The 13,974-nt window shown below is 34.3% G+C and carries 11 protein-coding genes; 3 read left to right on the forward strand and 8 right to left on the reverse strand.

Features of this window, described 5'->3' with window-relative positions:
* Positions 1 to 6 precede the first annotated feature (6 nt).
* Complete coding sequence (locus QYS48_RS00450) at positions 7 to 4,095, reverse strand: tetratricopeptide repeat protein (protein WP_308357063.1); 4,089 nt, start codon at positions 4,093 to 4,095, stop codon at positions 7 to 9.
* Positions 4,096 to 4,245: 150 nt separating this feature from the next.
* Between QYS48_RS00450 and QYS48_RS00455 the strand changes: the two genes are divergently transcribed.
* On the forward strand, positions 4,246 to 5,889 hold the full coding sequence (locus QYS48_RS00455) for a M1 family metallopeptidase (protein ID WP_308357064.1): 1,644 nt from the start codon (positions 4,246 to 4,248) through the stop codon (positions 5,887 to 5,889).
* A gap of 1 nt (position 5,890) precedes the next feature.
* Here the strand turns inward: QYS48_RS00455 and QYS48_RS00460 are convergent, their stop codons facing one another.
* Genes QYS48_RS00460 through QYS48_RS00475 form a run of 4 tightly spaced genes read right to left on the reverse strand, consistent with a single transcriptional unit; the run spans position 5,891 to position 8,346 of the window.
* On the reverse strand, positions 5,891 to 6,343 hold the full coding sequence (locus tag QYS48_RS00460) for a DMT family transporter (protein WP_308357065.1): 453 nt from the start codon (positions 6,341 to 6,343) through the stop codon (positions 5,891 to 5,893).
* Between the two features lie 25 nt (positions 6,344 to 6,368).
* A complete protein-coding gene (locus QYS48_RS00465) occupies positions 6,369 to 6,761 on the reverse strand; it encodes an ester cyclase (RefSeq protein WP_302099945.1) in 393 nt (130 codons plus the stop codon).
* A complete protein-coding gene (locus tag QYS48_RS00470) occupies positions 6,751 to 7,698 on the reverse strand; it encodes a ring-cleaving dioxygenase (RefSeq protein WP_308357066.1) in 948 nt (315 codons plus the stop codon). The genes QYS48_RS00465 and QYS48_RS00470 overlap by 11 nt, the downstream gene beginning before the upstream one ends.
* Positions 7,699 to 7,704: 6 nt before the next feature.
* Positions 7,705 to 8,346: a dienelactone hydrolase family protein gene (locus QYS48_RS00475; RefSeq protein WP_308357067.1), complete on the reverse strand. Its 642-nt coding sequence runs from the start codon at positions 8,344 to 8,346 to the stop codon at positions 7,705 to 7,707.
* Positions 8,347 to 8,567: 221 nt separating this feature from the next.
* Between QYS48_RS00475 and QYS48_RS00480 the strand changes: the two genes are divergently transcribed.
* Positions 8,568 to 9,308: a DUF6567 family protein gene (locus QYS48_RS00480; protein ID WP_308357068.1), complete on the forward strand. Its 741-nt coding sequence runs from the start codon at positions 8,568 to 8,570 to the stop codon at positions 9,306 to 9,308.
* Between the two features lie 35 nt (positions 9,309 to 9,343).
* Here the strand turns inward: QYS48_RS00480 and QYS48_RS00485 are convergent, their stop codons facing one another.
* The 3 genes from QYS48_RS00485 to QYS48_RS00495 form a co-directional block, all read right to left on the reverse strand.
* Positions 9,344 to 10,396, reverse strand: a complete 1,053-nt coding sequence (locus QYS48_RS00485; protein ID WP_308357069.1) for a maleylacetate reductase — start codon at positions 10,394 to 10,396, stop codon at positions 9,344 to 9,346.
* Positions 10,397 to 10,399: 3 nt separating this feature from the next.
* The gene (locus tag QYS48_RS00490; RefSeq protein ID WP_308357070.1) at positions 10,400 to 11,173 is read right to left on the reverse strand and encodes an IclR family transcriptional regulator; all 774 of its coding nucleotides are present in this window, start codon (positions 11,171 to 11,173) and stop codon (positions 10,400 to 10,402) included.
* A gap of 94 nt (positions 11,174 to 11,267) precedes the next feature.
* Positions 11,268 to 12,131 carry an intradiol ring-cleavage dioxygenase gene (locus QYS48_RS00495; RefSeq protein WP_308357071.1) on the reverse strand — a complete coding sequence of 288 codons (864 nt, stop codon included), beginning with the start codon at positions 12,129 to 12,131 and terminating at the stop codon, positions 11,268 to 11,270.
* 91 nt (positions 12,132 to 12,222) lie between these two features.
* Between QYS48_RS00495 and QYS48_RS00500 the strand changes: the two genes are divergently transcribed.
* On the forward strand, positions 12,223 to 13,974 hold the full coding sequence (locus QYS48_RS00500) for an FAD-dependent monooxygenase (protein WP_308357072.1): 1,752 nt from the start codon (positions 12,223 to 12,225) through the stop codon (positions 13,972 to 13,974).

The following is a 13,974-nucleotide window of genomic DNA, read 5'->3' on the forward strand; positions in this document are numbered from 1 at the left end:
AAATACTTATTCTCCAATTATAGTAAATGCTGCCCAATAATAGGGTTGTGGAAATTGTTCCTTAATTTTCATTTGTGCTTTCCTGAAGGCTGAAAATTTATCATCCCCTTCTGTCCAATGTTTGTAAAATTCTGTCATTAAAAGTTGAGTTGTATAATCATTGACAGTCCATAGACTCATGATTAGATTATCTGCTCCTGCTACCAAAAATGCACGTTGAAGTCCATAAACTCCTTCTCCATTTTTTACATCTCCTAAACCTGTTTCACAAGCAGATAACACTACTAATTCGGTATCATCCAAATTAAGATTCATAGTTTCGTAGGCTGTAAGTAAGCCATCTTCAAAACTATTTTCATAAGGTAAGCCTCCAGCAAGACCGATTGAAGCACCTGAAAGCAATATACCAGATCTTAATAATGGATTCTCTTCTTTACCTTGATTTTCTACTCCTGAAATCTTTTTATCAGCATCATAAGTCTTAAAGAAGCCATGGGTAGCAATATGTAATATATTTGGTGCTGAGATGCTATCTATCAAAATTTCATTTGCATCTTTTTCTAAATATTTCCTCACTTGCCAATTGCTTGACCTAGTCATAGAATCAATGGCGTTAATTTCCTTTTTGGTACCCGGGAGTCTTGGAATACCACCACTGAAATTCCTCATTAACCCTACCGTTTCGGCTGTTAAATTCATCTCGTCTTCTGATCTTCCTAAAGAAAAATCAGGTGATCCAATTAGCACTAAAGTTGGCGTTTTACTTCTCAAATCTAAATCATCAGCAATCATCACTGAATCTGAACTTTCACCAGCAGAATCAACTGCCAAATCAGTTTTAGGTATTGGGATTTCATTTTGCTTAATCAAATCTCGAGAACTTGTAATAATTCTGATATTCTCTTTTTCAAGAAGATATTGATCTAAGTTCTCGCTGTAAAGTGTATTGATATTTATTTTATTATAAATTCCATCTGGACTGATGAATAGCTTATCTAAATTTTCTGGAATCTTTTCATCTACCCATTCCCAAAGGTTCTCATAAGAAATTTTATCCATCAATTTAAACTTGATCAAATTCTGATAGGCATTAAAATATTTTTGTTCAATTCTTCTTCCCTCTTGTAGAATTGCAATTTCAGGTTCCGTCATATCGGAAGTCAAAATCAAACCTGCATATATAATGGAATCATTTCTTAAACTCTTCTTAACTCTTACTAGCTCAACCACACCAGTATTTGGTGCTAAGCTTGCTTTTAATTTTCTCCAGTTTATACTGTCTGCTCCAAAACCTGCATTGAATAAATTAGACTTCAAACTCAATTCTTTTTCCATATTATTAATGGAAACCTCCAATTCATCTAAATCAATATTTTGTTCCTCTAATTCATCTTTTGTGTAAGAGTAATATTGGATTGCTTTTTCTTTCTTAGATTGCCATTGTTTGAATAATGAAATCAGCTCCTCATCTCCACTATTTAAGATCTTATTTCTCATCTTAGCCGAAGCATTCAATAACATTGCTTTGGTAGACAATTGCAGGTCAAATAAATCTTCTTTCAGCTTAGGGATTTTAGTGTAGTTTTCAAGTGCAAAATCTTTATAGGCTTCAAAAACTGGATTTACCTTATGGTAAAAGGCAGATTTTTCACTTTCACTCATGGAAGGAAAATATTCTTTGAAAAGAAATAAGTAGCTATCAACAGCAGTTGCAAATAAATTATAGGCTGAGTCTATATCATTTTCTACTTGCTTTAAAATACCCCAACCATATAGGGTAAAGATATAGTCTGGATGATTATCTCCTAATACTTCTTTTCTTAAATCTGTAACTCTAGCAAATAAAGAATCTGCTTTATCAAATTGATCCTGCTTTTGGTATAAAACAGCAAGATTATATTGAGTACTAGCATAAACGGGATTTTCTTTACCGTATACTTTTTCATCAATTACCAATGATTTTTCATAGAAGTCTTCTGCCTTATTAAAATCTTCATTGCTCAAATATAAGGAAGCTAAGTTGTGTAAGGTAGTAGCATATTTAGGATGGTTAACTCCATAGATTATCGAATCCATCTCTAGAGCCTCATTCAGCAAGGGAAGGGCTTCTTTAACATTACCCTCACTTTGATAAATAGAAGATAGATTTTCTATAGAGGTAACATAAGATGGATGAAGCTTACCAAGTTTTTTGATATAAATTTCGATGGCCTTTTGAAGATTATTTTTTGCCTCCCTTAAATTCCCTGTGCTTTGATAATATAAACCCATACCCGATAAGGCATCAGCATAAGCAGCACTTTGCTCTCCAAAAATTAGCTTTGATAAATCTAAGGACTGCCTAAAGTAGCGCTCTGCTTTTGGATAATCAGCTTCAGCCAATTTCACTAAAGCTAATTTTGAATTCACATTCAATAATGCGGGATGCTCACTTCCCAAACTTGCTGTATAAGTTTTTTCAGCTAATTGATATAAAGAATCTGCTACTCTGTATTGAGATCTACTTTGCGCAACAGCTCCTAAATTTTCGTAGGTTCTCGCTATGTTTTCATGTTCCTCCTCAAAAATAGACCTGAAGATCTTTCCAGCGTCTTCAAAATATGAAGCTGCTAAATCGTAATCACTATCTTCTAATCTTAAAGAACCTAAGTTATTTAAGGTATTGGCATATTCTACCGTTTGCTTACCCAGGGTTTCTTCAATTTGCTTCAAATTTTGAGTAAAGTACGAAGCAGCTTTTTCAATATTGGTTCTATTCTGCTCTAAAACCCCTAAGCTATTTCTAGTTTGTATCTGGATTTCTGTTTTGAATTTATCATTGCCTTCAAATTGAGCAAGAGCCTTATTCAGATATAATTCAGCTGAATCAAAATCAGCTAATTCAAGATAAAGATCTCCAGTATTTTTATAAGCTAGCGCTTTCTCCTCCTGCCTTCCGGCTATATTTTTAAGTATGTCAGCCTCTAAAGCTAGCAGTAAATTTAAAGCAGAATCTAATTGACCCATAGATTTAAATACCAAGGCTTTTTGAGCTAATATTTTTACGGATTGAAGACTGTCCTCTATTGTCTGTATCTCCAGTGAGTCATTAGCAATGGTATAAAGGTTTAATGCAGTTTCATAATCACCATTATTATAAGCAATAGCGGCACTATTTAATTGACTCTGTAAATCATCACCACTTAAAGCCAGTAAGGATTCTCCTTTTTTAGTTTGTCCAGTTTTTTGATATAAAACTCCTAGATTATTTTTTGCACTGACATATAAATCCTTTTCAGTTTCTCCATCCTTTTCTAATTGGGAAATCAATATCTCATAAAATGTTATAGCTCTATCATTCTGACTACTTTCTTGATAAATTAAAGCTCTTTGGTAGGCTGAGATTTTCCAGAGATCAGAGTTTTGTAAGTTGTTATCCTGAGTGATCCCGATTACCTTATCATAGTAATTAGCGGCTTGATCTAACTGACCCTTTTCTTGTACCAATGATGCAACATAATAAAGGGCATTCAAATATTGCGTTCCGGCTTGAGCTGTAAATTGAACAAGTTCAGGTAAGGCTTTTTGAAAATACTCTAATGCTTTATCATCTTGGTTTTGATATAGTAGTGAAGCATAATCATAAGTTGCTAAAGCTTGATTCAGAGAATTTGGATCTTCCTTTTTTAGCAATTCCATGTAATCCTTCGAATACTGAATTGCTTCATCAGTATTTTCGAGTTGAATATTAAGTTGAGCTAAAAAATTAATAAGCTGAATATAAAATTGTATTTGTTGATCGAATGTAACATCATTCATCAACTCTAATTCTCTTTGAGCTAATTCTAATCCATATTTATAATCCTGAGTTTGAAAAGACAATTTCACCCCTAAGTGTAATGTGAGCACATAGGCTTGGTGTACCTCACCATAGGTTTTTTCAGCTTGTTGGAGTGCCTTTTCTAATAAAGAATTAGCCAATTCAAGCTTATTCTCATTTTGAGCTTGCTGTAGTGCAGAAAATGAATCTTCCCATGAGCTTTGGGCATAGCTTTGCGTTGAGATAATAGCAGAAAAGCCAAAGATTAATAGAATTACAAAAATGGAGTTTTTCATACATGCGCAAGATGAGGAAATCACAAGAAATTTGAAAAAATTTCATCGAAATACCTACATTTAGGTATTTGCATACTAAATATAGTAACTATTAGTGATGGATTTTGCATGACTTACTAATTAATTAATTGAATTTCAATCACCTAGTTTATGATGAACATCAAAAACATACTACTTACCATACTGATTTATTCTACAATTTATTTTACAACTTCAGCCCAAAAAGTATTCACAAAAGCAGATAGCTTAAAAGGAGGTTTAACTGAAGAAAGACTATGGTGGGATTTAAATTATTATCATTTAAGCACAAAAGTACATCCTGATCAACAAAAAATAGAGGGGTCAAATTTGATTCGATACAGAGTTCTAAAATCTCATGACGTGATGCAAATTGATTTACAAGCTCCAATGCAGATAGATAGCGTGGTTCAAAATGGAAAAAAACTAGCTTATCAATCAACAGGAGCAGCTCATTTTATTGAATTACATGACCCACAACCAAAAGATAGCTATCAAGATTTAATTGTATATTTTTCAGGTAAGCCCAGGAAAGCTAAAAATGCACCTTGGGATGGCGGATTTTCCTGGAAAAAGGATAAAAATAATCAACATTTTATTGCTACCTCAAATCAAGGTATAGGAGCTAGTATTTGGTGGCCATGCAAGGAGCATCCCTATGATGAACCCGATAGCATGCTGATTAGTGTAAATATCCCAAAGCCCTTAGTTGATGTTTCTAACGGCCGACTTAGAAAAGTTGAAGATCTGGGAGATAGCAGAACTTATAATTGGTTTGTAAGTAATCCCATCAATAACTATGGAGTCAATCTCAACATTGGGGATTATGTAAATTTTGAAGAAAAGTACAAAGGTGAAAAAGGTGTATTGGACTGCAGCTACTGGGTATTAAGCTACAATCTGGCAAAAGCCAAAAAGCAGTTTAAAGAAGTGCCCCGAATGTTGGAAGCCTTTGAATATTGGTTCGGGCCTTATCCCTTTTATGAAGATAGCTATAAATTAGTTGAAGCTCCTTATTTAGGAATGGAGCATCAGAGTTCAGTAACCTATGGGAATGAATTTAAAAATGGCTACAGAGGAAGAGATTTAAGCCAAACGGGCTGGGGATTAAAATTTGATTTTATTATCATTCATGAATCTGGTCATGAGTGGTTTGCAAATAACATAACCCATAATGATGTAGCGGATATGTGGATTCATGAAGGGTTTACCCATTATTCAGAAAATTTATTTTTAGATTATCATTTCGATTCATTAGCTGCCAATGCTTATGTGCGAGGGGTAAGATCTTCCATATCTAATGATAGACCCATAATAGGGCAATATGGTGTGTCTCATGAAGGTTCTGGAGATATGTATTATAAAGGAGCCAATATGCTTCACACAATACGTCAATTATTTGATGACGATAAGAAATGGCGTAAAACCTTAAGAGGTTTAAATGAGGTATTCTACCATCAAACGGTAAGCACACAGCAAATTGAAGACTATATCGAAAAGGCTTATGGAGATACTTTGAGCTTTGTATTTGACCAATATTTAAGAACTACACTAATTCCTACTTTTACCTACAGAATACTGGACAACAAGCTCCTTTATAAATGGGAAAATACAGTTGAAGATTTTAAAATGCCTATTCGCATTTTTATCAATGGGGAAGAAGAATGGCTGGTTCCTAATTCCAAAAGCTATGAAACATTAGAAAATCTCCCTGAAAACACAGATATTATGGTTGATCCAAATTTCTACATTTCAACTTTTAATCTAACGGAATAGCTTAATACTTTCTAATTAATAAAACGCCTAAAACCAGGAATATAACGCCAAGTATTCTTTGCCAATTAATTTCTTTTATTGAAAAACCTAATAAGCCAAAGTGGTCTAAAATTAATGATATAATCATTTGACCTCCAACTATTAATGAGAATGTTAGGGCTGTCCCTAGGCGTGGTGCAATAATAATTACGGAAGCCACATAGAAAGCTCCTAAAATCCCTGCTGTCCAAAATAATGGAGAAACGGTTTGAGTAGCGATAATGCTTGAAAAATTAAAACGGACAGCTAATAAATATAAAAATAGTGCTACTGTCCCAATTAAAAAGGAAGCAAATGCAGCAAACACAGGCTGTTGCACGGCTTTACCAATTTGTATGTTAAACCCAGCCTGAATAGGTAATATGGCGCCCGCTAAAAACACCACCATCATTAATATTAAATTTGATTTTTGCATCTTATAGTAATCTGAGAATTTGAAATCAATACATGGTATTAAGATTGGCTGACTCTGATGGTATCTTTTGTATGCTATCCCAATGTTCAACTATTTTCTCTTTTTCATCAAATCTGAAAAAGTCCATAGTAATATATTCTCCATCTCCAGCCCAAACTTGGTGGGTGTGAAGTGCTACCAAATCATCTTCCGCTACGGCTCTTACAAAATCAATTTGTTTATCAGGAAACTTCACTTGCATTTTCTCAAAATATCTAATAAACCCATCAGTACCATTTTCTACCAAAGGATTATGTTGAATATATTGATCCCCCACATACAATTTAACTGCCTTAGAGGGGTTTCCAGTAAATGCCATTTCATAAAATGCAATGGCATTGTTCTTAATAGCTGCAAGTCTTGCTATTTTATCTTTCATAATCCAGTAAGCCTGCTTCAATTTCTGCTCTTCTTTCCTCTTGCCAATCTGGTAATTTTAGTGAGCTTCCTAATTCCTCATTCGATTCATCCACCATAAAACCAGGTCCTTCGGTAGCAATTTCGAATAATACTCCTCCTGGTATTCTGAAATAAATAGATTGGAAATATTTTCTGTCTTTTACTTCAGTAACTTTTAAGTCAAGTTCATTTTCTAGATAATCTTTAATTTTAAGTGATTCATCAATATTCTCTACTCTATGAGCCACATGATGCACAGTTCCTAAACCATTTTTACCTACTGGTAAGCCTTTAGCATCCATAACAACCAAAGAATTACCCGCACCTCCAATTGAAGAATTCAATAAAGTAAAATCACCTTCCTTTTGGGTAGATTCATATCCAAATACTTCTAAAAACTTTAAAGTCTCCTCTACATTCTCAATAGCTAATACAACATGATGAATCCCGATAATATTTTGTTCAGTAGGTACTTCATCCGATTTCCAAACGGGGCTTCTTTCATCTTCTCCATCTTCAATAATTGCTAAATTCAATCCTGATGGGTCTTTAAAGGTTAATTTCTTTTTTCCGAATAAATTGGTCTTTGAAACGTCTACATTATGTTTCTTTAACCTATCTTCCCAATATTGTAGACTATTAGCAGGTGCAGAAAAAACGGTTTCAAATACTTGTCCTGATCCAATAATTCCATCTCTTACGCCCTGATCTTTATAAGGAAAAGTTGTAAAAATAGTAGAAGGCGCACCGATTTCATTACCATAATAAAAATGGTAAACCTTCTCATTATCAAAGTTTACAGTTTCCTTCACTAATCTTTGACCTAATAATTTTGTATAAAAATCATAGTCTTCTTGAGCATCATTAACGGTAGCCGTAATATGATGTAATCCTTTTATTATTCCTTTAAAGTTCATTCTGATTTATTTTAATGATGCCAACATTTCATTTACTTTCTTAATTTCATCATCATTTATCATATGATCCATTCCTGGGTATATTCTTTTATCAACATTAGCACCCATAGAGCTTAGCACCTCATCTGATTCGTGAAGTCTTGATTCCGGAATATGATGATCTATATCGCTACATCCTATCAAAACTTCCGTACCCTTAAAATCACCTTTATAATGATTCATTTGAATTTGTGGACCGATTAACCCTCCACTAAGAATGGCTATACCTGCATATTTTTCTGCGTTTCGGGTAGCATATTCTAATGTTAAACATGCACCTTGCGAGAAACCTAAAAGAAAAATATTTTCAGTATCAACACCTTGCTCATTTAAATACTTGATGATAGTACCGTAATTTTCAAGAGCGGAATCAAGCCATGGTTGGTTCTCCTCCCAATCCTTCATAAAGCCTGTAGGATACCATGTGTTATTAGTAGCAATAGGGTAAACTATGGCAGTTTGATCAACTAAGTTTAAGCTCTTTACTAATTGCTGCATTTTGGAAGCATCATCTCCTCTACCATGTGTCATGATGATCGCATGTTTTGCTTCATTTACAGCAGTACCTTCAAAAATGGTGTTTTCAAATAAATGTAATGTATTTGACATTCTAAATTAATTAATACAACAACAATATATGTATATACAACTATTTTCCAAAAAGAAAGTTTCGAGTCTTTTCAAACAAAACAATATCTTACAATAGCCAAAATAAAAAATGACATTAATTTTACTGTAATGATTGGTATCCAAACCCTTTTTTAAGTATTATTGATTTTATATCCAATGGATAGAGTACAAATTAATGCATTCAACCATAATTAATAAAAATGAAAAAATTCAATCTTCCGATTTTCTGCCTATTTATAGCACTAATTACAAGCAGCTGCTATTCCCTACATCAAGGAAATATCAGCTCTAACCTCGTGGAATCAAATTTTACATATAAAGAATCTGCAATGGGGCAGGCTAGTTCATTAATAATTTTTGGAATTGGCATCAGTAAGAAAGATGATTTAATAAATCAAGCAAAACAGAATTTAGAAAGTAGCAGATTCCTAGCTCCTAATGAGCGATATATAAACTATGTTATTGATAAAAAAACGAGCATTTACTTTGGCATCGTAAAAAAACAACTCTTCACAGTGCATGCCGACATAATTTCTATTAATGAGACGCAAGACAATCCCATGAGTACTGAGTTTAGGGAAAATTACCTGAGAAAAAGAACCGAAGATGCAAAGTTACTTGGTTCAATTCCATTAGGTAAGTATTGGCACAATGTTAAGCAGTATGATCCCATTTTCCTGTCAGATGGTCGGAAAGCTTTAATAGATGATTTAAATAAAAATGAGGCTAAAGTTTCGTATATTGAAGGCAATGGTTACCAAACAAAAACACTAAAAATCTCTGATATTTTTTTCGTAGTTAATTCAAATCACTTTCCTGCAGTAAAACAAGAAATGCTTCCGGCAAATGAGCAAGGGGAAGTAGTAGGCTTTAACACTGAAAAAATTCTGATAAAGAATGGTAAACAGAATTATAAAATAATAACTGCTCCCAAAAAATAGTTAATAAAAGTGGTTGATTTGGAAGCCTATCCAAATCAACCCTCTAAACTTCCTTCATATGCATGATGCAGCATATCAACTAATTTTGATTTATCTAATGGCGCTACATTTTCGTAAGGTTTTGCCAAAACAGTTTCTACTGCTTTTTCGATATCATCAATTTTAAACCCAATACTTTTTAAATCTGTTGGTCCGCCCGCATTACCTGACAATTCTTGTAATTTATGGGCTGGATTATGACCCAATACTTGTCTAAAATCAGTTTTAATTTCATCAGATAAGGAATCCCACTGATATTTAAGTACAAAAGACTGAAGTACTGTATGAACATAAGAATGTTCCAATTTAAAGCTACCCCCTAAAACATGAGCCATTTTATGGTGTAATGACATGCTCACTTCACATAAGCACTTACCAGCTAGATAAGCTCCAAATTGAATATCGGTATTAGCTTCTTCCGTTAATTGCTTTTCTTTTGCTAATATCTCCAATCCCTTTTTAATATATTCAACTCCTAATAATGCATGATGTCGAGTTACAGGATTTCCATTTGGAGCGTAAATAGCCTCCATTAAATGAGCCATAGCATTCATACCACTAGTTACAGCTAAACTCAAGGGTAAACTGGATGTCAGATCAGGATCATACACGACTACTTTCGGCATAACTTTCATAGATTTTCCGGTTGTTTTGCCCTCCTCTGTGCTAATGCCCCAAATATTGGTTTGCTCAGAACCTGAATAGGTTGTAGGTACTGCAATAATAGGAATATCAGTTTCTAAGGCTAAAGCTTTAGCAAGCCCAACAGCAGAACCTCCCCCAAAGGCCAATAGTACATCTGGTTTTTCTTCCTTTAGCTTAATCATCGCCTTATCCACTAATGACTGGGGTACATGCTGTATGATCTCTGGAAAATAATAAAGGTTTTCTTCACCAATCTCTTTTGCTACTTTCTTAATTTGAGGTTCCCAACGTTCCTCTCCCATCGCCATTACTTTGGAGTAATCTTTTAAGATATTCGGTAATTCATCGGTTTTACCTTTTCCAAAATAAACTTGATTAGGATATGATGTATACGTAAAATTCATAATCTATAATTTATGTATTGCGTTTTCTATTTGAACTACTGTACTCTTTAAAGGTGGTAAAAATTTCTCCTGCATTTCATCCTTACTTACTCTGCTGGCATGCCCACTTATGTTTAATGCGGCAATGGTTTTTCCACTTTTATCTTTAATCGGGCAAGCTATTGACCGCACTCCTATTTCTAATTCCTGATCTGCAATTGCCCAACCTCTATTTCTTACTAATTTAATTCTTTCAAAAAGCTTATCCGGATCTGTAATCGTGTTCTCAGTTAACTTTTCAATTTTAAGATTGTGAAGGTATTCCCTTAAATCTTCATCCTCCATCCTTGACAATAGTACTCTTCCCATTGAGGTAGCATAAACTGGTAAGCGGGTTCCAATTCCTAAAGCTAAGGTCATAATTCTATTCGTTTGAACTCTCGCTACATATACTATATCATTCTGATCAAGCACCGACATAGAACAAGATTCATTTACCTGATCTGCTAATTGCCTCAAAAAAGGCTTTGCAATTTCATGGTATGGCAAGCCAGATAAATAAGAATAACCAAGGGTAAGAATTTTTGGACTTAAACTAAATTTTTTACCGTCTTCACATTGAACATAACCTAAATACTGTAAGGTTAACAAAATTCTACGTGCATTAGCACGAGTCAAATCTACTTTTTTAGCGACTTCAGTTAAGGTCATGCTTTGATTCTCTGGATCAAATGAAGCAATTACGTTTAATCCCTTTTCCAGAGACTGAACAAAATCAGATTTTTTGATAGATTCCATCTTACAAATGTGCAGATTTAAAGTGAAAATGACCGAATTAAATTGGCAGTAAAATACTGGCTATACCATCTTGAATAAGTATTTTGACCTTAACTTATTTCTTCACCAATTTAAAATCATATTCAACATCGTAGAATGACGATTTAAAACCGTATTTATCCATATCCTCCTTACTTTCATTTAAAGGAAAATCTAGAATTAAGGACTCTTTTACACCAAACACGGCATCAGAATCTAAATATTCGTCTCCTTCTACAAAAATATGAGTAATTAAAGTTTGATAGCCCTCAGCTTCAATCCAGAAATGAATATGAGCAGGACGCATTGGATGTCTGCCAGAAGCTCTCAGCACTTCACCTACTGGACCATCAGTTGGAACTGGGTATGGAGAAGGCTTAATTGATTTAAACCAAAATTCTCCTGATTCATCCGTAGTGAAAATCCCTCTTAAATTCATCTCAGGTTGAGAACTATCTTGAATATCATAAAAACCATCATCATTAGATTGCCAAACATCTATTGTAGCCCCTTTCAATGGCTTTCCTTCTGGATCTAAAATTTTACCTCTAAATAAAGCCGGTTCACCTGTTTCTACTTCTTTACCTCTCGCAATATTATCTCCCATTTCCATATTCATGGCTGGTGCATGAAATGGCCCTGTTACTGTAGTTTCAGTGGCGTCTTGCTGAGTTCTGTGATTGATAGCATCTACTAGCATTGACACGCCTAAAACATCAGATAACAAAATAAACTCTTGACGTTTATCATCACATTTTTGACCCGTTCTAGTTAAAAAGTCTATTGCTTTAAACCATTCTTCTTCTGTAGGCTCTAAATCTTTGATAAAAGCATGTAGGTGCTTTACCAATTTAGTTAGGATTTCTTGACTTCTAGGATCATCGCTATTGATCTTCTGCAATACGATATCGGTAAGGTTTTCTTCAGTTAAGTTTCTCATTTGACGTCTATTTTTTTTATAAACAATTATTTCAAACTTTTGTTTTATTATTAAACTTATGTTCTTTATATAAACATTTAGAAAAAACGCTATGGAAAAAGCTAGATACGAAACGGATGTACTTATTGTGGGAAGCGGCCCAGCAGGATCTACCACTTCAGCTCTTTTAAGTAAATATGGGATTAAAAATATGGTGGTTACAAAATATGGTTGGCTAGCCAATTCCCCTAGAGCCCATATTACAAATCAAAGGACAATGGAGGTATTCAGAGACCTTGGAATTGAAGAAGAGGTAATTGAAAAAGCCGTCCCACAAGAATTAATGGGGAATAATGTGTTTTGTACTAGTTTGGCTGGCGAAGAATTAGGTAGATTATATTCTTGGGGAAACCATCCAAATAGAATGGCAGATTATACTTTAGCAAGTCCTTCAAAAATATGTGATATACCACAAAACTTAGCAGAACCCATCATAGTAGGTGCTGCAGCGAGAACGGGCTCAAAATTCAAATTCGACACAGAATATGTAAGTCATGTGCAAGATGATAATGGAGTTACCGTCACTTGCAGAGATAGGCTAGCAGATGAAGAATTTACAGTAAGAGCTAAATATCTAGTAGGTGCTGATGGAGGTAATAGTAAAGTAGCAGAAAACTTAGGTCTTCCTTACGAGGGTGAAATGGGAGTTGGTGGAAGCATGAATATTGTTTTCAAAATGGACTTAAGCAAATATGTTGCTCATCGTCCAAGTGTTTTATACTGGGTGCTTCAGCCGGGTTCTAATGTAGGCGGAATTGGAATGGGATTGGTTAGAATGGTAAGACCTTGGAACGAATGGCTAATAGTATGGGGGTATGACATCAACGATGGTCCACCAGAAGTAAATGATGATTTAGCAAAAGAAATTGCTTTCAAGCTAGTTGGCGATGATAGTATTCCTATAGAAATAACACAAACTTCAACCTGGACGGTAAATCATTGTTATGCCAAAAAAATATCTGAAGGAAGAGTATTTTGCATGGGTGATGCTATCCACAGACACCCACCTTCAAACGGTTTAGGTTCTAACACTTCAATACAAGATGCTTTTAATCTTAGCTGGAAGCTTGCTAAAGTAATCAAAGGTGAGGCGAATGAATCACTATTAGAAAGTTATCAAGATGAAAGAGGGCCAATAGCAAAGCAAATAGTAGATAGAGCGAATAAAAGTATTGAAGAGTTTGGTCCAATATTCCAATCATTAGGTTTGGGTGAAGATATTAAACCTGAACAGATGAGGGCAAATATGGAGAAGTTAAAGGATAATAATCCAACTTCTGAAAAGCAAAGAGAAGATTTAAGAAAGGCTATTGCATTGAAATCCTATGAATTCAACTGCCATGGCGTAGAAATGAATCAAAGATATAACTCAAATGCTACCATAGCTGATGGTAGCCCTGAAGAAGAATTTAAAAGAGATAAAGAATTGTATTACCAAGCCTCCACAAGACCGGGAGCACATTTACCCCATGTTTGGCTAGGTGAGAACGGGCATAAGGTTTCTACCTTAGATGTATCAGGAAAAGGAGAATTCACATTATTTACAAGTATTGGAGGTGAAAAATGGATTGAAGCTGCCAAAGAGCTAAGTAAATCTCTTGGTATCCATATCAAAACTGTTCAGATTGGCCCAGACAGAGATTATACTGATTTGTATGGCGCATGGGCAGAAGTTAGAGATATTAAAGATTCTGGCTGTTTATTAATTAGGCCAGATTATCACATAGCATTTAGAGCAAAGGAAGTAAGTCAAAATGCAGAAAGTGATTTAAAAAATGCATTTGAAAAAATTTTAGGGAAATAA

This window comes from Marivirga arenosa (assembly GCF_030503895.2).
Lineage (GTDB): Bacteria > Bacteroidota > Bacteroidia > Cytophagales > Cyclobacteriaceae > Marivirga > Marivirga arenosa.

What these genes read in the sequence shown, in the direction of transcription:
- QYS48_RS00475 (WP_308357067.1), bottom strand. Translation starts at nt 8,346, where the DNA reads ATGTCAAATACATTACATTTATTTGAAAACACCATTTTTGAAGGTACT.
- QYS48_RS00485 (WP_308357069.1), bottom strand. Translation starts at nt 10,396, where the DNA reads ATGAATTTTACGTATACATCATATCCTAATCAAGTTTATTTTGGAAAA.
- QYS48_RS00495 (WP_308357071.1), bottom strand. Translation starts at nt 12,131, where the DNA reads ATGAGAAACTTAACTGAAGAAAACCTTACCGATATCGTATTGCAGAAG.
- QYS48_RS00460 (WP_308357065.1), bottom strand. Translation starts at nt 6,343, where the DNA reads ATGCAAAAATCAAATTTAATATTAATGATGGTGGTGTTTTTAGCGGGC.
- QYS48_RS00480 (WP_308357068.1), top strand. Translation starts at nt 8,568, where the DNA reads ATGAAAAAATTCAATCTTCCGATTTTCTGCCTATTTATAGCACTAATT.
- QYS48_RS00465 (WP_302099945.1), bottom strand. Translation starts at nt 6,761, where the DNA reads ATGAAAGATAAAATAGCAAGACTTGCAGCTATTAAGAACAATGCCATT.
- QYS48_RS00500 (WP_308357072.1), top strand. Translation starts at nt 12,223, where the DNA reads ATGGAAAAAGCTAGATACGAAACGGATGTACTTATTGTGGGAAGCGGC.
- QYS48_RS00490 (WP_308357070.1), bottom strand. Translation starts at nt 11,173, where the DNA reads ATGGAATCTATCAAAAAATCTGATTTTGTTCAGTCTCTGGAAAAGGGA.
- QYS48_RS00455 (WP_308357064.1), top strand. Translation starts at nt 4,246, where the DNA reads ATGATGAACATCAAAAACATACTACTTACCATACTGATTTATTCTACA.
- QYS48_RS00470 (WP_308357066.1), bottom strand. Translation starts at nt 7,698, where the DNA reads ATGAACTTTAAAGGAATAATAAAAGGATTACATCATATTACGGCTACC.
- QYS48_RS00450 (WP_308357063.1), bottom strand. Translation starts at nt 4,095, where the DNA reads ATGAAAAACTCCATTTTTGTAATTCTATTAATCTTTGGCTTTTCTGCT.